This window comes from Halocatena pleomorpha, from assembly GCF_003862495.1.
GTDB classification, from domain to species: domain Archaea; phylum Halobacteriota; class Halobacteria; order Halobacteriales; family Haloarculaceae; genus Halocatena; species Halocatena pleomorpha.
In genome coordinates, this window is the sequence record NZ_RRCH01000016.1 from 1 (window position 1) to 20,635 (window position 20,635).

Annotated in this window: 23 protein-coding genes; 12 read left to right on the forward strand and 11 right to left on the reverse strand. The window is 59.5% G+C overall.

Annotation, left to right across the window (positions count from 1 at the left end; all coding sequences use genetic code 11):
• Positions 1 to 278: 278 nt before the first annotated feature.
• Together EIK79_RS07845 and EIK79_RS07850 are read right to left on the reverse strand one after the other, a co-directional pair.
• On the reverse strand, positions 279 to 725 hold the full coding sequence (locus EIK79_RS07845) for an acyltransferase (RefSeq protein ID WP_124954574.1): 447 nt from the start codon (positions 723 to 725) through the stop codon (positions 279 to 281).
• 39 nt (positions 726 to 764) lie between these two features.
• Entirely contained in the window at positions 765 to 2,735 is a 1,971-nt protein-coding gene (locus EIK79_RS07850) for a 3-hydroxyacyl-CoA dehydrogenase/enoyl-CoA hydratase family protein (protein ID WP_124954575.1), read from the reverse strand.
• A 118-nt stretch (positions 2,736 to 2,853) separates the two neighbouring features.
• On the opposite strand from EIK79_RS07850, the gene EIK79_RS07855 reads away from it, so the two are divergent.
• The 3 genes from EIK79_RS07855 to EIK79_RS07865 all read left to right on the forward strand — a co-directional run bounded on the left by EIK79_RS07855 (position 2,854) and on the right by EIK79_RS07865 (position 6,920).
• Positions 2,854 to 4,008, forward strand: a complete 1,155-nt coding sequence (locus tag EIK79_RS07855; protein WP_124954576.1) for an acyl-CoA dehydrogenase family protein — start codon at positions 2,854 to 2,856, stop codon at positions 4,006 to 4,008.
• 169 nt (positions 4,009 to 4,177) lie between these two features.
• Positions 4,178 to 5,431: an MgtC/SapB family protein gene (locus EIK79_RS07860; protein ID WP_124954577.1), complete on the forward strand. Its 1,254-nt coding sequence runs from the start codon at positions 4,178 to 4,180 to the stop codon at positions 5,429 to 5,431.
• A gap of 145 nt (positions 5,432 to 5,576) precedes the next feature.
• Complete coding sequence (locus tag EIK79_RS07865; protein WP_124954578.1) at positions 5,577 to 6,920, forward strand: aminotransferase class III-fold pyridoxal phosphate-dependent enzyme; 1,344 nt, start codon at positions 5,577 to 5,579, stop codon at positions 6,918 to 6,920.
• A gap of 20 nt (positions 6,921 to 6,940) precedes the next feature.
• On the opposite strand, the gene EIK79_RS18040 is transcribed toward EIK79_RS07865, so the two are convergent.
• Both EIK79_RS18040 and EIK79_RS07875 read right to left on the reverse strand, forming a co-directional pair.
• Positions 6,941 to 7,150, reverse strand: coding sequence for a hypothetical protein (locus EIK79_RS18040; RefSeq protein WP_185715560.1), 210 nt, complete (start codon positions 7,148 to 7,150; stop codon positions 6,941 to 6,943).
• A 142-nt stretch (positions 7,151 to 7,292) separates the two neighbouring features.
• Positions 7,293 to 7,613, reverse strand: coding sequence for a hypothetical protein (locus tag EIK79_RS07875; RefSeq protein WP_124954579.1), 321 nt, complete (start codon positions 7,611 to 7,613; stop codon positions 7,293 to 7,295).
• A 110-nt stretch (positions 7,614 to 7,723) separates the two neighbouring features.
• On the opposite strand from EIK79_RS07875, the gene EIK79_RS07880 reads away from it, so the two are divergent.
• Positions 7,724 to 7,969 carry a ferredoxin gene (locus EIK79_RS07880; RefSeq protein ID WP_124954580.1) on the forward strand — a complete coding sequence of 82 codons (246 nt, stop codon included), beginning with the start codon at positions 7,724 to 7,726 and terminating at the stop codon, positions 7,967 to 7,969.
• A 32-nt stretch (positions 7,970 to 8,001) separates the two neighbouring features.
• Here EIK79_RS07880 and EIK79_RS07885 read toward each other — a convergent pair whose 3' ends face one another.
• Positions 8,002 to 8,763 carry a bacteriorhodopsin gene (locus EIK79_RS07885; protein ID WP_124954581.1) on the reverse strand — a complete coding sequence of 254 codons (762 nt, stop codon included), beginning with the start codon at positions 8,761 to 8,763 and terminating at the stop codon, positions 8,002 to 8,004.
• A 189-nt stretch (positions 8,764 to 8,952) separates the two neighbouring features.
• Positions 8,953 to 9,867 (reverse strand): HhH-GPD family protein, encoded by a 915-nt coding sequence (locus EIK79_RS07890; protein ID WP_124954582.1) that lies wholly within the window; start codon positions 9,865 to 9,867, stop codon positions 8,953 to 8,955.
• Between the two features lie 155 nt (positions 9,868 to 10,022).
• On the opposite strand from EIK79_RS07890, the gene EIK79_RS07895 reads away from it, so the two are divergent.
• Positions 10,023 to 10,490, forward strand: coding sequence for a TRAM domain-containing protein (locus EIK79_RS07895; protein ID WP_124954583.1), 468 nt, complete (start codon positions 10,023 to 10,025; stop codon positions 10,488 to 10,490).
• A gap of 60 nt (positions 10,491 to 10,550) precedes the next feature.
• Here the strand turns inward: EIK79_RS07895 and EIK79_RS07900 are convergent, their stop codons facing one another.
• Together EIK79_RS07900 and EIK79_RS07905 are read right to left on the reverse strand one after the other, a co-directional pair.
• Positions 10,551 to 11,543 (reverse strand): mannose-1-phosphate guanylyltransferase, encoded by a 993-nt coding sequence (locus tag EIK79_RS07900; protein ID WP_124954584.1) that lies wholly within the window; start codon positions 11,541 to 11,543, stop codon positions 10,551 to 10,553.
• A 65-nt stretch (positions 11,544 to 11,608) separates the two neighbouring features.
• Positions 11,609 to 11,893 carry a DUF7091 family protein gene (locus tag EIK79_RS07905; RefSeq protein WP_124954585.1) on the reverse strand — a complete coding sequence of 95 codons (285 nt, stop codon included), beginning with the start codon at positions 11,891 to 11,893 and terminating at the stop codon, positions 11,609 to 11,611.
• A 175-nt stretch (positions 11,894 to 12,068) separates the two neighbouring features.
• On the opposite strand from EIK79_RS07905, the gene EIK79_RS07910 reads away from it, so the two are divergent.
• The 3 genes from EIK79_RS07910 to EIK79_RS07920 all read left to right on the forward strand — a co-directional run bounded on the left by EIK79_RS07910 (position 12,069) and on the right by EIK79_RS07920 (position 14,267).
• Positions 12,069 to 12,995, forward strand: coding sequence for a replication factor A (locus tag EIK79_RS07910; RefSeq protein ID WP_124954586.1), 927 nt, complete (start codon positions 12,069 to 12,071; stop codon positions 12,993 to 12,995).
• A gap of 208 nt (positions 12,996 to 13,203) precedes the next feature.
• On the forward strand, positions 13,204 to 13,767 hold the full coding sequence (locus EIK79_RS07915; RefSeq protein ID WP_124954625.1) for an RPA family protein: 564 nt from the start codon (positions 13,204 to 13,206) through the stop codon (positions 13,765 to 13,767).
• A gap of 92 nt (positions 13,768 to 13,859) precedes the next feature.
• Positions 13,860 to 14,267, forward strand: a complete 408-nt coding sequence (locus EIK79_RS07920; protein WP_124954587.1) for a ribbon-helix-helix protein, CopG family — start codon at positions 13,860 to 13,862, stop codon at positions 14,265 to 14,267.
• 38 nt (positions 14,268 to 14,305) lie between these two features.
• On the opposite strand, the gene EIK79_RS07925 is transcribed toward EIK79_RS07920, so the two are convergent.
• A complete protein-coding gene (locus EIK79_RS07925; protein WP_124954588.1) occupies positions 14,306 to 14,758 on the reverse strand; it encodes a DUF5814 domain-containing protein in 453 nt (150 codons plus the stop codon).
• Positions 14,759 to 14,874: 116 nt separating this feature from the next.
• Between EIK79_RS07925 and EIK79_RS07930 the strand changes: the two genes are divergently transcribed.
• Genes EIK79_RS07930 through EIK79_RS07940 form a run of 3 tightly spaced genes read left to right on the forward strand, consistent with a single transcriptional unit; the run spans position 14,875 to position 17,944 of the window.
• Complete coding sequence (locus tag EIK79_RS07930) at positions 14,875 to 16,203, forward strand: DEAD/DEAH box helicase family protein (protein ID WP_124954589.1); 1,329 nt, start codon at positions 14,875 to 14,877, stop codon at positions 16,201 to 16,203.
• 3 nt (positions 16,204 to 16,206) lie between these two features.
• On the forward strand, positions 16,207 to 17,730 hold the full coding sequence (locus EIK79_RS07935; RefSeq protein ID WP_124954590.1) for a DUF790 family protein: 1,524 nt from the start codon (positions 16,207 to 16,209) through the stop codon (positions 17,728 to 17,730).
• Positions 17,705 to 17,944 carry a hypothetical protein gene (locus EIK79_RS07940; protein ID WP_124954591.1) on the forward strand — a complete coding sequence of 80 codons (240 nt, stop codon included), beginning with the start codon at positions 17,705 to 17,707 and terminating at the stop codon, positions 17,942 to 17,944. Before EIK79_RS07935 ends, EIK79_RS07940 begins: the two co-directional genes overlap by 26 nt.
• Here the strand turns inward: EIK79_RS07940 and EIK79_RS07945 are convergent.
• Both EIK79_RS07945 and EIK79_RS07950 read right to left on the reverse strand, forming a co-directional pair.
• On the reverse strand, positions 17,903 to 18,412 hold the full coding sequence (locus EIK79_RS07945; protein WP_124954592.1) for a DUF7122 family protein: 510 nt from the start codon (positions 18,410 to 18,412) through the stop codon (positions 17,903 to 17,905). The two genes, EIK79_RS07940 and EIK79_RS07945, sit on opposite strands and share 42 nt — an antisense overlap.
• Entirely contained in the window at positions 18,412 to 19,317 is a 906-nt protein-coding gene (locus EIK79_RS07950; protein WP_124954593.1) for an RsmB/NOP family class I SAM-dependent RNA methyltransferase, read from the reverse strand. The genes EIK79_RS07945 and EIK79_RS07950 overlap by 1 nt, the downstream gene beginning before the upstream one ends.
• A 729-nt stretch (positions 19,318 to 20,046) precedes the next feature.
• On the opposite strand from EIK79_RS07950, the gene EIK79_RS07955 reads away from it, so the two are divergent.
• Positions 20,047 to 20,511: a GNAT family N-acetyltransferase gene (locus EIK79_RS07955; RefSeq protein ID WP_233738041.1), complete on the forward strand. Its 465-nt coding sequence runs from the start codon at positions 20,047 to 20,049 to the stop codon at positions 20,509 to 20,511.
• The last annotated feature ends 124 nt before the right edge of the window (positions 20,512 to 20,635 follow it).

Genomic DNA, 20,635 nt, shown 5'->3' on the forward strand with positions numbered 1-20,635 from the left:
AGCGGTAGCGAAGCTACCCGAGCGGAAAAAAGGTGGCTGTTCATATTTCTGATACGATTCGACACCGTTACATGTCTCTGTTGCGTTCCCAATCATGGGTTTTCGCTTACGGCTGAGAACCCTGCGTCGGGTGGTACCAGCACCCGGCGCGTTCAACACGAACGCACACGCCCCACGGCGCACGCAAGCGTTCTCATTTACTGTTCGTTACCCCTTCACACATAAAGGTACTGATGTAATGTATGCTGTTATGTCAGTAAAACAACTTCTGAACGCTGCTACTCCCGAGTGCCGCGTAGGACCGTTCCGGCCGGCACATCCTCGGTGACAGTGACGTTCGCGCCGACCACGGCGTTCTCCCCGATCTGTACGCCTGGCAACACGACCGCGCTGGCACCGACGAACGCGCCGGGTTCGATCACGATCTCCTTGAACACGTCGTTGCGGTGTTCCATGCCCTCGCCGGTGAGATCGTGGGTAACGCCGACGACCGAGGCGTTCGGGCCGATCTGGACGTGATCACCGACTTGAGCGTTCTCGACGTACGTGTTGGCGTTGATGTCTACAGAGTCACCGATATCGGACTTCTTGATCGAAACGCGCTCGTAAATGCGTGAATCCGAGCCGATAGACGAATCGTGAACCGTGACGTACTCGCGGATCTCGACGGAAGACTCCTGAGCAAGCGTCGTGTGTTCGAGTTCGGCCGTTTCGTGAATGCTCATACAACAGCGTCGATGGGCAGGTGAGGTAACTCTGTCCGATTACTTGCCTTCGAATTCGGGTTCACCGTCGCCCATGAACGCCGTGATGCCCTCCATGAGATCGTCGGTACCGATGAGATGGCCGAACGCTTGGGCTTCGATTTCGAGACCGGCGTCAGTGTCCTCCCAGCCACGCAACATCGCCTTTTTCGTGAACCGCGTCGCAACCGGCGGGCCAGCGGCGAGATCGGCAGCGAGTTCGAACGCCCGATCTTCGAGATCCTCGTTCGAGACGACTTCATTCACGAAGCCGTACCCTTCCATCGTTTCGGCTTCGTACTGCTCGGCAGTGAGGATGATCTCTTTGGCCCGTCCCTCACCGACGATGTGCTGGAGGCGCTGCGTGCCGCCCCAACCCGGCAACAGCCCGAGATCGAGTTCGGGCTGACCGAATTTCGACCGCTCGGAGGCGACGCGCATGTCAGCACACATCGACATCTCCATCCCGCCGCCGAGGCAGTAGCCGTCGATTCCGGCAACGACCGGCAGGGAACTGGATTCAAGTTTGCCATACACTTGTTGGCCCGTCCGCGAGAGTTCGATCGCTTGGAGCGGTTCGGCGCTCGCGGCCATCGATTGCACGTCTGCACCGGCGGAAAAGGCCTTGTCGCCTTCGCCAGTGATGAGAATCGCGCGCACATCGTCGTCATCTTCGAACGTTTCGACCGCCTGCTCAAGCTCCTCCAACAGTTCGATGTTGACGGTGTTCATCCGGTGTGGACGGTCGAGCACGATGTGACCGACCATCTCGCCGGGGTACTCGACGCGGATCATCTCGTAGCTCACGGCGTCGTCGGCTTCCACCTGATCGTAAAAGCCACCCGCATCAGCGTGGCTTCGCAGGCCATCGGAGACACCGTACCGGTCGGCACCGGTTTCCTCGTGCAGTTCATCAAGCGTGTCAACGAGCGTGTCGAGTCCGGCGTCGTCAGCGAGCTTCGCGGGACCCTCAGGGTAGCCGGCACCGAGCATTACGGCCTCGTCGATGTCCTCTGCGGGAGCCACGTCGTCACCGACGAGATTGCCGACTTCGTTGGCCATCACGGCGAGCAAGCGGTGTTCGATCGCCTCGCGTCCGGCGTCGGTGGGAATCTGCGCCCCGTCACCGTCTTCGTACTCATAGAAGCCCACGCCGCTCTTTTTGCCGTAGCGCTCCTCTTCGACGACCGTCTCCAGCAACGGGGCTGGTTCGTAGGCGTCCCCGAGCACGTCGTGCATGTATTCGAGAACGTGGTAGGTCACGTCGTTGCCGACCTGATCACCGAGTTCGAACGCACCCATCGGCAGCCCGATGTCGAATTTTACCGTGCTGTCGATTTCGGCTTTGGTTGCAACGTCTTCGGACACCATCCAGCACGCCTCGTTCATCAGCGGCACGAGAATGCGGTTGACGATGAACCCCGGCGTGTCCTTGCGCACGCGAACAGGCGTTTTGTCGAAGGAGTCAGCGAGATCCTCGATCACCGAGAGCGTCTCGGTGTCGGTGTGCTCACCGGAGATGACTTCGACCAGCTGCATCCGCACCGGCGGATTGAAAAAGTGCATCCCACAGAACCGCTCGGGGCGCTCGGTCACCTCCGAGAGATCAGTGATCGAAAGCGATGAGGTGTTGGTCGCAAAGATCGCCTCCTCAGAGGCGTACTCCTCGACTTCCCCGTACACGTCCTGTTTGATCTCCATCTGCTCGGGCACCGCCTCAATGACGACATCCGCGTCGTCGACGGCCTCCTCGACATCAACCAACGGCGTGATCCGGTCGAGTGCGGCGTCTGATTCTTCCTCGCTGATCCGATCGTTTTCAGCGAGTTTGCCGAGACTCCACTCGATCTGCTCGTAGCCGTTCTGTACGAACTCCTCTTTGATATCCCGAAGCGCTACCGTATACCCCGAAAGCGCGGCGACTTCAGCGATACCGTGGCCCATGTTCCCGGCACCGAGCACTGCGATCGTCTCGATATCATCTACGTCCATGACGGTTAATGAGTCCATGGCTGCGGTGTTCAACGTTTCCCATTGGCCGTGTAACAACCGTTTATGGGTTTATCACCTGCGCAAAATTGTTATGTTTTAACCACTGCGAGGGAAGGGCATGGACTTCGAGTTATCCGATGAACAAGAGCAGATCAGAGAGGAAGTCAGTCGGTTCGCAGAAAACGAGGTCAAACCCGTCGCGCAGGAGTACGACGTAGAAGAGAAGTTCCCCTTCGATGTTCTCGAAGCGGCCACGGAGATGGGTCTCAACGGTGCGAACATCCCAGTGGAGTACGGTGGTGCTGGCTACAGCGCACTTGATACAGCAATCATCATCGAGGAACTGTTCGCCGCCGATCCCGGAATCGCCCTATCGATCACGGCGACGACCTTCGGCAGTGACGCGCTCATCGAATACGGAACTGAAGACCAGAAAGAGCGGTTCCTCGAACCGATCGCTACCGGGGAAGCCATCATGGGCGCGGCGATCTCCGAACCCGACACTGGTTCGGATGTCTCCTCAGTATCGACCAGTGCGGAAAAGGACGGCGACGAGTGGGTGATCAACGGGAACAAGATGTGGATCACCAACGGTTCGGTGGGCGATTTCTTCGTCGCCATGTGTGAAACCGATCCGGAGGCGGAGGGCCGGTACAATGGCTTCTCTCAGATCATCGTCGAATCCGATCGTGACGGCTTCACAAGCGAGAAGATCACCGGCAAGCTCGGGATTCGAGCGAGCGACACGGCCGAACTCATCTTCGATGACGTGCGCGTTCCCGAGGAGAACCTCGTCGGAACGCGCGGGATGGGTTTCCTCCAACTCATGCAGTTTTTCGACATCACCCGGACGATGGTCGCTGCTCAGGGTATCGGTATCGCAAAGGGAGCCTGCGAGCGGGCGCTCGATTACGCACAGGAACGCGAACAGTTCGGGCGTGAGATCGGGGACTTCCAAGCGATCCAGCACAAACTCGCGGATATCCACACCCGTACCGAAGCTGCCCGACAGCTCACGTACAAGTCCGCCTGGAGCGTCGAGAACTCTGACGAACAGCTCACGACGCTCGCGTCGATGGCCAAGGAGTTCGCTTCCCGCGTCGCTGTCGACGCCGCGAACGAAGCCGTCCAGATCCACGGTGGCTCGGGCTACGTCAACGACTTCGATGTCGAACGCCTCTACCGCGACGCCAAGATCACCCAGATCTACGAGGGCACCTCTGAAATCCAGAAGAACATCATCGCCCGTGAACTGATGGACAAGGGATTCTGAGCCGCCCGATCTGTCGACCATCCCACTACTTGGATCGTCCGGCAATCGCGCCACAACCTTCTTCTCTTGAGGCCGTGTGTGACCGCTCCCGTGCTGTCCCGATGTGCTGCGTGCGCATAGACCTCTCGACACCGTGATGCTTAATATATAACACTATGTATGGTATTGTATGGCACCCGGAATGGCGGTCCCGGATCCGACACTCGTTCGACTGGTGTTAGCGGGTGCACTCGGGTTGTTCCTCGGACTCGAACGGGAGTGGTCTCATCGATCGGCAGGCGTCCGGACGTTTTCGCTCATTTCGTTGTTGGGAGCGGTGTTCACCGTACTCGATCGATCGTGGTTGTTGGTGCTCGGTGGCGTCTTGATCGTCGTACAAGGCAGCGTGCTCGCCCTACGAGGATTGCTCAGTGCAGAGGATGGGTTCTCACTCACGACGGCGGTATCGATGCTGGTGGCCTACGGCGTCGGTGTGCTCGTCGGTTCGGGGTTGCTGTTGGCGGGCGTAACAGTTGCGATCCTCTCATCGCTGTTACTCGTGTTGAAGCGAGAGCTACACGATTTCGCGTGGGGACTCACCAAGGCAGAACTGCGCTCAGCAGTGGAGTTCGGCGTGTTGGCGTTCGTCGTCTATCCGATCCTGCCAGCAGGGGAAATGACGGTGGATCTCGCCGGATTGGCGATCCAAGTCGAACCGCGCGTAGTGTGGCTGCTCGTTGTGAGCGTTGCGGCGATCGGTATCGCTAACTACGCAATCGTCAGATCGTACGGCGGACGAGGAATCGTCGTCACCGGCTTTTTCGGCGGGTTAGTCTCTTCGACCGCCGTCGTCGGTGCGATGATCGATCACGTTCGCCAACACGAACACGCCGTTTCCTACGCCGTCGCGGCGATTCTCTTGGCGAACGCGGCGATGGCGCTGCGAAATCTGGCGATCGTAGTGGTGTTCGCTGACGATCGGTCACCGGTGTTCGGACTCGTCATCCCGTTGGGTGCTGTCGTTCTCAGCAGCGTCATCATCGCTGGACTCACGGCAGACTGGGCCCAGCGGATCGATCTCGATCTCGACAGCCCGTTTTCACTCCGGAACGCGCTCGGATTCGGTGCGCTGTTCGCGGTGGTGTTGGTTGGCAGCGCGATCGCCAAAGCACTGTTCGGTGACGCTGGATTCGTGATCGCGGCCCTGCTCGGTAGTCTCGTATCGAGCGCCGGAGCCACCACATCCGCGGTTGTTCTGTACAACGGCACTGTGATCGGGGCGAACACGGCGATCCTTGCCGTGTTGGGAGCCACCCTCGTGAGCATTCTCGTGAAAGCCGCGCTCACGTTTGCCGGTCCGTCTCGGTCGTTTGGCTACCGGGTGGCGGCGTGGAGCACCGCGCTCACGGTGCTCGGCGTCGGGATCGGTCTCCTGTTCATCTGAGAACCCCGCTTACTGACCATCGACCGATAGCCACGGGAACTGAACGAGAACCTCGTTATGGGTGGTGATCACAACCAAGGCACGCTATCGCAAATACTGCACGAAACCCAATCCATTATTTACCCATGGGAAACCAACGCGGAGCATGAACCGAGAGACGGCGACCCCGACGGTTCGATCGATGCCGGGCGAGCGGGCACGCGAGTGGGCACAGCGCCATCATCAGCACGCGGCACCGAGCACGTACGTGTATGATTTCGTGTGGGATCCGGATGCGGCGGCAGTCGGACCGTTCTGTACCGACATCGACGGCAACGTTCTCATGGACTTCACGAGCCACGTCGGTGCGGCACCGCTGGGGTACAACGATCCCGAGATCGTTGAACGGCTTCGGGAGTTCGATCTCGTTGATCCACTGACAATCGCGGGACAGGATTTCTACGTCAGCGGTGAGAACGTCGGTGAACGGGGACTTCCCGGCCCAACCGAGTTGATGGAACGTCTCACGGAACACACCGCTCATTACGGGCTGGATACGGTGTTTCTCTCGAATTCGGGTGCGGAGGCGGTCGAGAACGCGATCAAGATCTCATACGACCACACGCGAGGCAGATACGGAATCACGTTCGAAGGAGCGTTCCACGGTCGGACGCTCGGGGCGCTGTCGCTCAACCGCTCGAAAGCCGTTCACCGACGACGCTACCCGGAACTCGCGGGCGTTCACGAGCTGCCGTTCTGTACGGACACCGACGTTGACACCGAACACGGATGTGGCTGTGGCTTTTTCACCGATGACGGGTCGAAACTCCGGACGCTCCTCGATCCCGAACGGGGGCACGTCGCCGCTGACGAGGTGGCGTATCTCATCGTGGAACCCGTGCAGGGTGAAGGTGGCTATCGGATTCCGAACGAGGCGTTCATGTCGGAGATCGAAGCGGTCTGTGCGGAGCACGACCTCCTCCTCGTCGCTGATGAGATTCAAGCCGGTGTCGGTCGCACCGGCGAGATGTGGGGGTCGGATCACTTCTCGATCGAACCGGACATCATTGCCAGCGCGAAGGCACTCCGAGTCGGGGCGACGATCTCCCGATCGGAGGTGTTCCCCGACGAGCAAGCCCGTATCTCCTCGACATGGGGCGCGGGGGACATCCTCTCGGCTGCACAGGGCGTGTTTACGCTCGAAGCGATCGAGGAGCGGAACCTGCTCAGGAACGCGACAGAACGCGGAAGACAAGCCAGAGAACGACTCGAAGACGCCGATATCGACGGCGTCGTGGACGTGCGAGGGATCGGGCTGATGCTCGCGGTGGAATTCGAGACGAAACAACGCCGCGAAAAGGTCATCGAGGCCGCGCTCAAACGCGGCCTGCTCACACTCGGCTGTGGGCACAAAACGCTCCGGTTGCTCCCACCACTCAACGTTACCGAACGGGAAATCGATCTCGCGTGTGATCTTCTCGTTAACGCCGCCTCAAGCGTCCGCGCGTAAGCCACCAACGGTACAGCAGTTCATTCACCACCGCCACCGCCACCGCCACCGTCTCCACCACCGCCGAAGCCGCCACCGCCGAAGCCGCCACCACCGAAGCCGCCACCGCCGTCGCCATCACCGCCGCCGAATAACCCGCCGCCACTATCTCCGCCACTGTCCCCATCATCCTCCCCGTAGGCCACGTTCGTCCCGGATTTCGATCGACTCCTCGATCCGAGTCTCCCCACCAGTGCTTTGAATACGATGTAGCTAAAGATAACTATGAATGCTATAGTTATTAATTCCATATAATAACTACATACCTGTCTGTAATATGTCTTGTGGGAGTAGGAATCGAAGGGCTATCAGGATCAGACGCAAGCGTCCTCCTCAGAACTGGTATCGGCGGCCGTCGTTGTCGGGTGGTTGTGGCGCACCTGTCATCTCTTCGAACGTCATTCCCGAGAGATACTCGTCGTAGGTGACATCGTAGCCACGCCGGAGGTGAAAGTCCATCGAGCCGGTGTCGACAGAGGTTTGAAACAGCATGTGGATCGCCCGCCGAACGAGTTCGTCGGAGTCATCGGGATCGAGAACGGTTTGCAAAACAGCGAGTTCGTTGCGCGTTTCCCGGTCGAGCGAAACTGAAAGTTCCGAATCGAAATCCGAATACGCGGATTCGATGTCCTCTGAAAGATCGTCGAGGCTCATACTGTGGGACCCACGTCGTCGCTCGGGATACGGCTTACGAGACACAGCGGACCGTCATCCCGGCGAACAGGCTCCGACAACACTTTGCCGGGCGTCTCCAACTGTGACACATGAAGATCGAATACGATCGTGACACCTGCATTGGGATGTTTCAGTGTGTCGCGGAGTGGGAAGGGTTCGAGAGGGACGAAACGGCGGGGAAAGCCGTTCTCGTTGACGGTGAAGAGGAACAGCCGGACACGTTCGTCCAGACAGTGCCTGAGGACGCCGAACTCGACGCGAAGTTCGCGGCCCGCGTTTGCCCCGTCGACGCCATCACCGTGTATGACGACGACGGCGAGCAGCTCATTCCGTGAGACCAGTCGCAGGGATCAGTCACGACGCCGCCTCACCCCCCGAGCGTTCGAGGCTTCGTGTTCGTTGATTCGTCGGTCGGAGCGTCCGCGCGGAGGAGCACGATCCCGATTCCGACTTTCACGAGGAGATCGAGAAGGAGATACGCGAGCAACAGCCCCGTTGTCGGAAGGAGATTCAGGACGTGACCCAGTAGCCACACGACTGGATACAGTCCGAAGAGGACGATGACGAGATTCCGGACCATACTGAACAGCATTGCGACTTCCGTCGACTGCTCGGCAGCAGCGCGCGAGAGCGGACGGACCAGCAGTATGAAAACGCCGAGATAGGCGAGAACGCTCGCCCCCAACAGCGTGAACCGGAACGTCTCTGCGTTTAGTCCACCCATTCCTCGGTTGGTGAGCGCCGTTGCGAGACCGAGCACCACCATCGACGCGTCAAAGCCAACGAGTGCGGCCGCTGTCCGGCGCGTCCCGGCCGCGAGCAACACGAGCGCGAGCAGTATCAGCGGTGTGGTGAGAAGCCAATCAACGAAATGGAGCCAATACACTGTGTGTGGTTCGCTGCCGTACCGTACTGTCGTCATGCCGTAGCCGAGCGCCAACAGCAGGTACGCGAGACCACCGATAGCGGCGACCGCGATGGTGAGCACCGATAGTTTGCGTTTCGTCGTATCCGTTTCCCCCCATCCGGTCTTGAGGAAATAGCCGGTCGTGAGGACCAGTCCGACCGTCCCAAGCAGTAACCAGATCCGACCGCTATCGATGGCCTCAGCCTGTAGCAACACTGCCATCGAACTGGCTATCGAGAGTGTCTGACTTATATTTGACTTTTCGACGTTGCTGCGTGTGATATATCTACGTGTGAAATGAACACATGGTGATACAGTCGGTGACCGGAGACGACACTGTTCGTTACTGACGCCGTTATCGAGCAGGGGATCGCGCTTCTCGAATCGGAGTAGCACACCGTATAGGGTCCGTTAGCGACGGAGTTGGGCGGTCGTCTCGCCGTCGTGCTCGTCTGTCTCGACGAGACCATCGGCTTCGAGATCTGAAAGCAGCTCTCGGAGCCACTCCCGGCCGTATTCGCCGTCGGGGCTGTAATCGACTCGGACGCGCGGTCCGAGGCTATCGAGTGGAAGTTCGTCGTACTCTTTGAGAATCGAGATCACGCGGCCCCGCATCTGCCGACGGCTCCCTTCGAAGCTCGGTTGTGTGGGTACGTCGGGCGCGGTGAAGTCACCGGTCTGATAGGCATGACACCACTCGCGCCACGGACAGCCCGCATCCTCACACCGAGGTTTCTTCTGACACGCGACACTGCCGAGTTCCATGATGGCGTTGTTCCACACCCGTGATTTGCCATCCGGCATAAGGGCGTTCGCAACGTCTTCGAACGCACTGTCGTCGTCTGCCACGTCGAACGCCCGATACAGCACACGTTTGACATTCGTGTCGACGACGGCGTCGCCGTCGTTGAACGCGAAGCTGGCGACTGCGTTGGCCGTATAGGGACCGACGCCCTGTAGCGATTGTAACGCCGTGGGTGAGGCGGGAAACTCGCCGTCGTGCTCATCGAGTATCTGTTGTGCTGCGGTGTGGAGGTATTTCGCTCGGTTGTTGTAGCCCAACCGGTGGTCAGACCAGAACGCCACTACCGCACCCCGTTCCGCTGTGGCGAGTGCCGACACTGTGGGCCACCGATCGAGAAACGCCGCCCACGCTTTTTCGACCCGCTCCAGTTGTGTCTGTTGGCTCATCACTTCCGACACGAGGATTTCGTACGGATCAGTGGTTCGTCGCCACGGGAAATCGCGGTGGTCAGACGCATACCAGTCGATGAGCGCCACGCGAACGCCATCAGTGTCCTCAGGAAGGGCAGCCGCCTCGGTCATTAGATCCACGTAGAAACTCCAGCCCATAAACGATCTCGACACGAAACGGAGCCGCGTTTCGATTCTACGGCGGGCATGTCAGGCCGTTAACGGCCCAGAATGGAGCGTGCAGTGCGTGTCGTAACGATTTATACGCTAGCCCTATTGGTATCCGTATGTCGGATTGTCCACTCGCGGACGAGTGTCCCCATTACACCGAGCGGATCGAGGGTATGGGGTGTCAACACTACAGCGAGCGCGGAGGGGCGGAGTGGTGTACCCACTACGAACAGCCCATCCGTGAACTCAAGTCCCAGCCAGTCAAACCCGGCGAGGAGATTGTCGTCGACGTAACCGATATTCACGAGAGCGGAGCGGGTGTCGGTCGAACGGAAGAGGGATTCATCGTTCTCGTCGACGGCGTGCTGCCCGAGGCGCGGGCACGAGTGCGTATCACCACCGTCAGATCGAATCACGCCCGCGCGGAAGAACTCGAGCGGCTTTCGATACCCGACGAGGAGGAGGCCAAAACCGAAGCTGAAGCCGAAGCCGAAGCCGAAACTGAAACTGAAACCGAGACCGATGACGGGCGGACCCTCGACCGCCAACGGCTCGGGAGTCGGGACAACTTCTGGGGTTCGTAGTCCACTCGTCCGTGTCGTCTTTACCGATGGCCGGGATCGGAACGACAGGGGACACTCCGCTTATCGTTCGCTGCGTTCGTCGACCACGTCACGAACGCGTTGTGTTTCGTCGGTCGGAACGACGAGAACACGCCCGTCGTAGGCCGCGATGGTGAGCTCAGAAACACCGACAGCGCTGATCTGGCTCTCATCGCCAGCGGCGATAACACAGTCGTCGGTGTCGATCGTGAGCACATCACCAAGCGCGACGGTTCCGTTTTCATCGGTGTCACACACCCGTCTGAGAGCGTCCCACGACCCGAGATCGTCCCACGGCACGTCAGCGGTCACCATCCTGAGTCCGTCGGTTGATTCCAACACGGCGTGGTCGATGCTCACTGACTCGACCGCGTCGAATCCCTCCTGTTCGTTTCCGGACTGCAGTGCCTCGACGAGTGGTCTGAGTTCGGTGTCACGAGCAGCGTCGAGAAGCGCCTCTGGAGTCCAGGAAAACACGCCTGCGTTCCAGTAGAAGCCGTCGTAAATGTACTGAGACGCCGTTTCTGGATCGGGCTTTTCGTGAAAGCCGTCGACAGTGAAGTGGTCGCCGCGTTTCTCATCAGGATTGATATAACCGTACCCCGTGGCCGCTCGCGTCGGTTCGATGCCGAGCGTCACCAGTTCGTTCGTCTCTTGGGCGACGTTCATCGCGCGCTGAGAAATCGACGCGAACGAGTGACCGACGTAGTGGTCGCTGGGAACGCACAGCAACACCGGATCGCTTCCCACATCGCGCAGGCGATGAGCGGCATACACGAGTGCCGGGCCGGTGTCTTTGCCCTGCGGTTCGGTCAGCACCGTCGCGTCGGGGGCGTGCTCGGAAATCCGATCGGCGTATTCGGGCCGGGTGAGGACGTACACCGCGTCGACAGCGTTTTCGACGCGCTGGACCGTCCGGGACAGCAACGACATCCCGTCCTCACCGAACGAAAGGAACTGTTTCGGACACTCATCCGAACTCGCGGGGTACATGCGTGTTCCGACACCCCCAGCCAGTACAACTGCGATCTGCATGGCGGGCGGTTGTGGGGGGGCGAACAAATCACCTCGGGACCATCACCGCCGCAGCAACGACACAGTCACCACGTCTCGATCAGTCCGTCCTGAATGTCCTCGACACAGCCCCGACAGTCCTGATGGTCGGGATCGAAACACGGCGGGCGACCCGCTTCGTCGAGGGGGACCGCCCGTCGCTCGACGTGCCGCCGGCAGACGATGTGTGCGTTCCCCTCATCGTCCGTCGGGAGATCAAACGACGCCGCGTTTTTCGAAGAGCCATACGCCTGTCTCGCTTTCGCCCACTGGGAACCAGCCGACCGAAACGTCGAGCGTAACAGCAGTTCGAGTCGCTGACGAGAGGACATGTGTGAGTGTTGGTGCGGCGATCATAAAAACCGTCCCGACCTGTCGGTCGATCAGTCCATCCCCCACTACCCCGTGAGGCGACGTTTCACTTTCACCCTGCTTACGACAGTTTTTATGCTATCGAGAACCAACTATAGTACGTCTCCCATCGAAAACACGCGGAGACGGAGCACAATGACGGAACTACGCCAGTTAGCGGAATCAGTACACGCGCAGTTTTCCGACCACCTCGACGTGGATGTCGATGAGATCGAAGAACGCCTTGAGACGCTCGTCTCGGAGTATAAGGTGCCACCGGAGGAAGCCAGACGGAGTCTCGTGAGCAACTACCTCTCAGAGACGGAGATGGACCGAGAGCAGTTGTCCGATGGGTCAAACGACCTGACCCCGGTAGCCGAGATCGACACCGACGAGGAATGGATCGACGTTCGGGCGAAGGTTGTTGAACTCTGGGAACCCCGCAACGACGCAATCGCTCAGGTTGGGTTGCTGGGCGATGAGTCCGGCCGAATCAAGTTCGTCTCCTTTGCGACGAGCGATCTTCCACTGCTTGAAGAAGAGGCGGTCTACCAACTCGGTAACGTCGTCACCGACGAATATAACGGCCGATTCTCGGTGAAGCTCAACCGGACAACGAGTATCGAACAACTCGACACGGAGATCGAGGTTGGCGACGATACGACCGAAATAGAGGGCGCGCTCGTGGACATCCAACGCGGCAGCGGCCTCATCAAGCGGTGTCCACAAGAAGACTGTACGCGGGTGTTACAGAACGGTCGCTGTTCGGAGCACGGCGAGGTCGACGGCGAGTTCGATCTCCGCATCAAGGGTGTGCTCGACGATGGTTCGACGGTCCAAGAGCTCGTGTTCGACCGAGAAGCGACCGAGGAACTGACCGGCATCACGCTGGACCGTGCCAAGGATATGGCGATGGACGCATTAGACACGAGCGTCGTGACCGATGAGATGAAAACGACGACGCTCGGTCAGTACTACCGGGTTCGCGGCCCGATGCTCGGTCGATACTTGCTCGTCAACGAATTCGAGCGGCTCGGAGCGATGGATACGAACCAAGCACTCACTAAAGCGAGGTCGATCTGAAATGAGCAACGAACAGCCCGACACGGATCAATCGGAGGCATGGTCGCAAACTGACGATGGCGAGATCGACTATCCCGAAGGAGACACCGACACAGACAGCACCGGGACCACGGACGATGGGTCGGACGCCCAGCAGAACAGCCCCGACACGACGAGCAGCGACGGAAACAGCGACACCAGTGAGCCACGGCGGGAGGTTGCTCGTCGGGTGTTCGCCACTGAGTTCAACGACGCGACGTACACGTTCAAAGAATCCAGTGAAGATCGTGCGCCCGTCTATGCGCTCCTCCCGACGGGCGAGCGCGCAAACCGCGTGTTCGTCGCCGGAACGCTCACCGAAACCCAGGATGTCGGTTCGGAAAGCGAATACTGGCAGGGGCGGGTCGTCGATCCGTCAGGAACGTTCTTCGTGTACGCCGGACAGTACCAACCCGAGGCAGCCACCGTCTTGCGCGAGGCCGAACCGCCCGTGTACGTCTCGATCGTCGGGAAACCCCGGACGTACGAGACGGACGACGGCGAGATGAACGTCTCTTTGCGCCCCGAATCGATCTCGATCACCGACGCCGGAACTCGTGACCGCTGGGTCGTCGAAACTGCGCTCCGAACCGTCGAGCGGGCGTCCGACGCGGAGACGGACCCGACTGAGTACGATCAGATGGCCGCCGAACGATACGAACGATCGCCAGAACAGTATAAGCAGGACGCGATCAGTGTTCTCGAAGAACTCGATACCGACGCGGAATCCCAGACGGCCGATCCGACGCCGTAACGGCGCTCGAACCTTTTTGCTCGCGTGGACGTACTATTTCATCACAGTGTCTGACGAACGGTTAAGTGGATGGAGAGTGTATATGGTCAACGATGGGCAACAAGAATAAGACGATCTCGTTCCGTGTCAACGAAGACGTATTCGAGGTGTTACGCGACATCGCTGAGGAACGAGGCATCTCCTTATCAGCTGTGTTCCGCGATTACGTGGATCAACTCGTTGCCCACGACGGACAGGTTCGGATCGTTCCCGAACACGAGGTCAGTGACGACACGCCAGAGCAGGAGACGTTCCCGCCGAAAGTAGAAGTCCCCAAAAGCTTCGTCCGCGAGCACGAGCGGCTCGAACTCGAAGCCGAACATCTCCGCGAGCAACTCGATGAGTACAAACGGTACGTGACCGAACTGACCCAACAACTGGATGAGTACAACGACGAAGATATCATCGTTCTCGACGATCTTGAGGACTCCGACGGCGACGACACCTATCGGCTTGGATAGGTGGACCACCACCTGATTGTTTATCGCGTCCGACCGGTTTAGGTAAGATCGTCGATACGGTTACTGACGCGGGTTGCGTGAGCGTCGTTGTTCTCGACGCGCGCGAGATCCTCGACCGCTTCGAGGGTGCGCACGGAGTCATCGAGAAACGAAAGCACGTCTCCGGGATACGCGTACACCATGTAATCATCGCCCATCACGTCGACGATCGCGTCGGGACCGAGACCTTGTTCGCGCAACGAGAGGAGATACCGGATGAACTGCCGTTCAGGGTAGCCAGTGTACAGTTCGGCCTCGGTTTCGCAGTCGAGAAAGTCAGTAGCAAAATCGAGTAGCCTGTCTCGGGTCGCCGTGTCGAGGTTTGACAGCCCTGCTCCGGAGTAGAGCACGTCCATCGTCGCGCCTGCGAACACGCTTTTCGGGAGAGACGTATCGAGTTGTGAGACGATCTGGCGGTGGTTTTTCAGATAGATCTTGTCCGTGATGGCCACACCGTATTGAGACCACACGGAAAGATAAATGGAGTGACTCGGGCGCTGAGCGGTCGCTCCGCGCCGGATCGGCTCCGAAGGGAGGAGTTTTAGCCGGCGAGCACCCACGGCTGGCTGTGGCGGTGCTTTCGTTCGAGGACGGAACGATTCGGATTGAGGGTGTCGATTCGGAGTTGCCGGGCGTCGAGTACGACCCGCGATCTCAGACCCACCGGGGACCAGCGTATCGATACCGACAGCTCCGTGAGACGCTTTCTGAGCGCGGTATCGACTACGAGGATCGGGTGCTCGACGTACCGTCGGTGGCGTTCGACTCGGCGTACGAGCTCCGGTCCTACCAGCAAGTGGCGCTCGAAGCGTGGCACGACAACAGCAAGCGGGGCGTGGTCGAGCTACCAACCGGGAGCGGCAAGACGGTCATCGGGATTAAAGCGATCGAGGCGTGTTCGTCGCCTACGCTCGTCGTCGTCCCCACGATCGATCTCCTCGAACAGTGGCACCGAGAACTGCGAACGGAGTTTTCGACGCCAGTCGGCCGACTCGGGGGTGGAACACAGGAGATCGAGCAGCTCACCGTTTCGACGTACGACTCAGCGTATCTCAGGGCGGACGAACTCGGTGACCGATTCGGGCTAGCGGTGTTCGATGAAGTTCACCACCTCGGCGGAGAGGGATACCGGGACATCGCCAGACTGCTCGCCGCACCAGCGCGGCTGGGTCTCACGGCCACGTTCGAGCGCCCTGATGGAGAACACGAGACGATCGCAGCGTTGATCGGCGGCCGCGTTCACCAGCTCGACGCGGCCGATCTCGCTGGGGAACACCTCGCATCCTACGACATCAAGCGTTTGCGCGTTGCACTCACGCCTGACGAACGTGACCGGTATGAAGAGGCACAGGGGACGTTCACCGACTATCTCCAGCATTCGAACCTCACTCTTCGGCAGGGAAGCGATTACCAGAAGTTGGTGCTGCGTTCAGGCACTGACCCACAGGCACGGGAAGCGCTACTCGCTAAACAGCGCGCTCGTGACATCATGTTGCACGCCGAGCAGAAAGTCACGACGCTCGAACGCCTCCTCGATCGGCATCGTGACGATCGCGTCATCGTGTTCGCCGTTGCGACCGATTTCGTTTACCGGCTATCCGAGCGATTTCTCATCCCGGCGATCACACACCACACCCCTGCGAGCGAGCGCCGCGAGATCTTAGACCGGTTCCGGGACGGGCACTACTCACGGATCGTCACCGCAAACGTGCTCGATGAAGGCGTCGATGTCCCCGACGCGACCGTCGGCGTCGTACTCGCCGGTAGCGGGAGCGAACGGGAGTTCACCCAACGGCTCGGTCGACTCCTCAGACCCGGCGAGAGCGAGCGCGCACTGTTGTACGAAGTCGTGACTGAGAACACCACGGAAACAAATATCGCCCAACGGCGTCGATAATCCATGCTTACGAAGGATCTCCTGCGAGTGTCTCGAGCCGGAGGTGGCTATCATCCCCAGTTCGTACGCGAAGCGGATGCGGAGGGGTATCGCGCGCTTGCAGCCCGTCTCATCGGCACCTACCAAGGACACACAGACGAGCCGCGAGAACGGCTCACGGAGGCACTCACCGGCATCGAACGCAAGTCGGAGTTCGATTTCAAGCTGGTTCGAGGACTGGCGAAGCTGCTCGATCGAGACGCAACGTTTGAAACCGAAGCTCCAGTCGAACCACAGCGTGCCCGTCGGACGGTGTTCGACACTGCCGAGTCGATCGGCGTCGTCACTGAAGCCGAACGCACTACCGCGCTCGAACGGGCCGCAGACCACCTGTCGATCTCGGTCGACCGACTCCGTGCCATCCTGTACAACGATCTCGAATCACGGCAGATCATGACTGAGTTCGACGCCCGGTGGTCTCCAGAGGAGTTGCTCATCCAGTATGACTTGTCGCTCGCCCAAACGGCGCTGTTCGACGCGACTGCGGTCAGTGTTCGGAGTTCGGATCCCAAAACCCTCGTGTCGGCGGTCAAACGGCTGGGTCTGCTCTATGAGATTCGAGCCACGCCAGCGGGTCGAACCGTCGAAATCACCGGTCCCGACGCGCTGTTTCGCCGTTCGCGCCGGTACGGAACGCGCTTTGCGCGCCTCCTGCGAACGGTAGCGAGGACGGCCAAGTGGCACCTCGAAGCGACGATTGATGACGATGGCACCGAGCGCACCCTTGCCCTCACGCATGAGGACATCGCGGTCCCTGGAACCGAGCCCGTCACCGAGATGACCTTCGACAGCGGCGTCGAGGCCGACTTCGCCACGCGGTTTCACGGGGTAGAGCTGGATTGGACGCTCGTTCGGGAGCCGGAGCCACTGGCAGCGGGCGAACACGTCGTGATCCCGGATTTCGCATTCGACTGGCACCCTAACAGCGTCGACCGCCGGGTGTTCTTCGAGATCATGGGCTTTTGGACGCCCGAGTACGTCGAGAAAAAGCTCTCCCGACTCGCTGCCCTCGAAGATGTCGAGTTGCTGGTCGCCGTCGACGAATCGCTCGGTGTCGGTGAACAAATTGAATCGCTCGATCACCGTGTGATCACCTACACCGGCTCCGTCCGCGTGAAAGACGTTCGGGACGCGCTCAGACGGTACGAAACCGAACTCCTGCAACAGAGCGCTGCCGCGCTGCCCGAGCAACTCACGCCACAGGAAGACGCGGTGACGATTGCCGACCTTGCTGCCAACCACGGCGTCAGCGAAGCGGTAATTGAAGACAAATCGTTCCCGGCCCACGACCGCGTCGGTCGAACGTTCGTCCGGCCCGCTGTTCTCGAACAAATCAGTGAGCGGATCGAATCCGGCCAATCGCTCGCTACTGTCGAATCCGTGCTCGAAACGAACGGCATCGACGACACCAGTGCCGTCCTCTCACACCTCGGCTACCGGGTGGCGTGGGAGGGACTGAGCGGTGGGACGATCACATCCAAACGATGACGGACATCGAGATGATGCCGGTCCAGCGGCGGCGCGAACCGGACGACGCTCTCCGGCTCACCGTGTCGACGACCGACGCAGTCTTTCAATCCTCTCGAACGTCGTTCGAGACGACGATCCACCACTCCGAGCGGTATCCCTCGACACTCGATGTTTCAGTGAGCAACGAACGCTACTCGTCGATCTCCCGGCGACGACCCTTGGGGATCTGTGACCTGAGCTCGCCGTGCAGATACAGTCCGACGCCAAGGGGTTCGGTGTCGCCTGCGATGGAGCGGCTGACGATCAGATAGCCCCAGTCGCCGTCCCACGCCAACTGTTGGTCCTCGCCAGCGATGAAGGTGCGCGCTTCCGAATCTGAGAGTTCAATGACGTTTTTCGTTGCGTGTTGTCCGAAGCGCTGGACGGCGTCGGTTGTGGGTTTCCAGTGCTCCTGCCGAACACGCAGCGCAGTGAGTCCGACTGCTTCGACTGTGATCGGGGTAGGCACATCGCCGGCGAACACCCAGAGCTTTCCCGCGCCTTTCTCCCAGAAGCTGTAGTCCTCGAACACTGCCGGATCGACGCCGAACCGCTCGTTCCACCATTCGAGCACCTCCTGCCGACTCGGTCGTTCGGAAACAACGCGGTCCGCCGGTGTTGGGGGCAACCGGTCGAATCTGTGACTGACGTTGTCCGCCATCAGGCATCCACCTCCAACTTCGCACAGAAAAACCCGCCTGTGTCGTTCAGATGGGGATAGATCCGCTTTGCGCGCTGAACACTCGGGTCGTACTGTTCGCCGTTCCACTCGGTGACGCCGGGACGGGTAGTGAGCGGCGCGTCGAACTCGACGAGTCGGCATGGCTCGGTCTCAAGCACGTGGTCGAGCACCGCCTCGTTCTCCTCGGGAGCGAACGTACACGTCGAGTAAACGACTGTGCCGCCGGCGCGAGTCATCTGGACGGCACGCTCTAAGATCCCGCGCTGGACGCCAGCGATGCCGGTGACCCGGTCGAGACTCCACTCATCGAGCGCCGTAGGGTTTTTCCGAATCGTTCCTTCACACGAACAGGGCACGTCGACGAGGGCGTGATCGAACGGTTCATCGTTGAAGGGATCCAACGAGAACGTCTGGGCGTCCGTTGAGGTGACGACGCAGTTCGTCACACCGCAGCGCTCTGCGTTCGATCGCAGCGCGGACAGCCGACCGAGGTTGGCGTCGTTTGCGACGAGCGTTCCTGTATCCTCCATCAGGGCCGCCAGCTGTGTCGTTTTACTGCCGGGAGCAGCACACGCGTCGAACACACGATCGCCTGGTTTGAGATCGAGTACGAGCGCTGGCAGCGCCGACACCTCCTCCTGTCCGTAGATCCATCCATGAACGTACGGCCAAGAGTTGCCGGGACGACTGGTTTCCAGTCGGAGGAGTTCGGGATTCCACTCACAGGACTCATAAGCGTAACCACCGGAATCGAGTGCCTCCCGAACCCGGTCGACGGTCGCCTTCAGGGTGTTCACCCGGACTACCGACGGCAGCGGCCGCTCACACGCCGCAAGAAACGCTTCGAATTCCTCTATGAGCGGCCGGTAACGCGACAGAACCATACGCCGGGTTTGCCCGCAGCGGGTTTGAGTCTTACCACCCACCTTTTTTCCGCGAGGGTGGCCTTCGGCCACCCTCACGCAAAAAATCTGGACCAAAAAAGCCGCGAGCAAAGCTCGCGGTGACTGCCTTTACGTTACCGCCTCCGCCACCGCGACCACTCAGCCCACCCTCACGCAACAAAGATGAACCAAAAAAGCCGCGAGCAAAGCTCGCGGTGACTGCCTTTACGTTACCGCCTCTGCCTCCGCGACCGCCTCCGCTACGTTTGCTCGGTGGTCGTGAAAATTCAGGCGGAAACGGATGTCACGGCTCCGTTGCGTGACCACAATCTAAACACAAGATAATGTTTCCCTTCCCGCGTTTCGTGTTCGTGCTACCACATTCTTCGCATTTGTCCATGGTCACTTTCGCTTATTTGTTCCTGTTCTAACTCGTTTCGGTCCCTCCTGGATTGTTTTCCGAATATTATCAATATCGTTTTCGTTTACTTCCACCAACGTCGTCATCTTCGGCGCGTCGATGTGGAGATACATTCGTCCATCATCACCCTTCACAAAGTCGACATCTGTGAGAGATTTCTCTGTCGCTGATTCATTCTCGTCCGTTCCAGGCATGTTTGAATGCCACTATAACGTTTGATGTATCAAAAATGTTCCTATAGAAATCCATCAACTGTGGGAACCCCTCCGTTTTGAGCCGCATACACTACTGGTGTGTTAATGAATAGCATGGCTTCAGAACATTCACGAGTTGTCCGCGTGTTCGATCCGGCATCGATGACGATTCGGGAGTTACAGACGAACGAGGAGTACGAGGAGGCGGTCAGAATCTTGGAGCAGTTGTGGACCGACGCCGAAGACGAGTTCATCCGAAGCTGGGCCGATGAAGCGGGCTATCGGCTGTTCGGGCTGTACGAGAACGAAACGCTGCTCGCCGTGGCCAACTGTTCGGTCCAGCGCGTGCTCCACCACCAACGGCACGCGTGGATCCACGACCTTGTGGTGGATGAGACCCACCGATCGGCGGGCTACGGAACGCGGTTACTCTCCTTCGTGGAGCAGTGGGCGCGAGACCACGACTGTGCGTACGTCGCGCTGGCCGGCACCCTCGACAACGAGATGGCGCATCAGTTCTACGAATCGAACGGGATGAACCGGTGGGGATACGTCTTCGAACGCGAAATAGACACGTAACCGATAATTGCCATGCAGAACTACTACATAAATATTGGATATAATACATAATGCAGTTGTATTTCGTGCTGCCATCCGTCCGTGTCTCCTTCACTTTCAGGGGAGTCGCTGCGGTGCACGAACC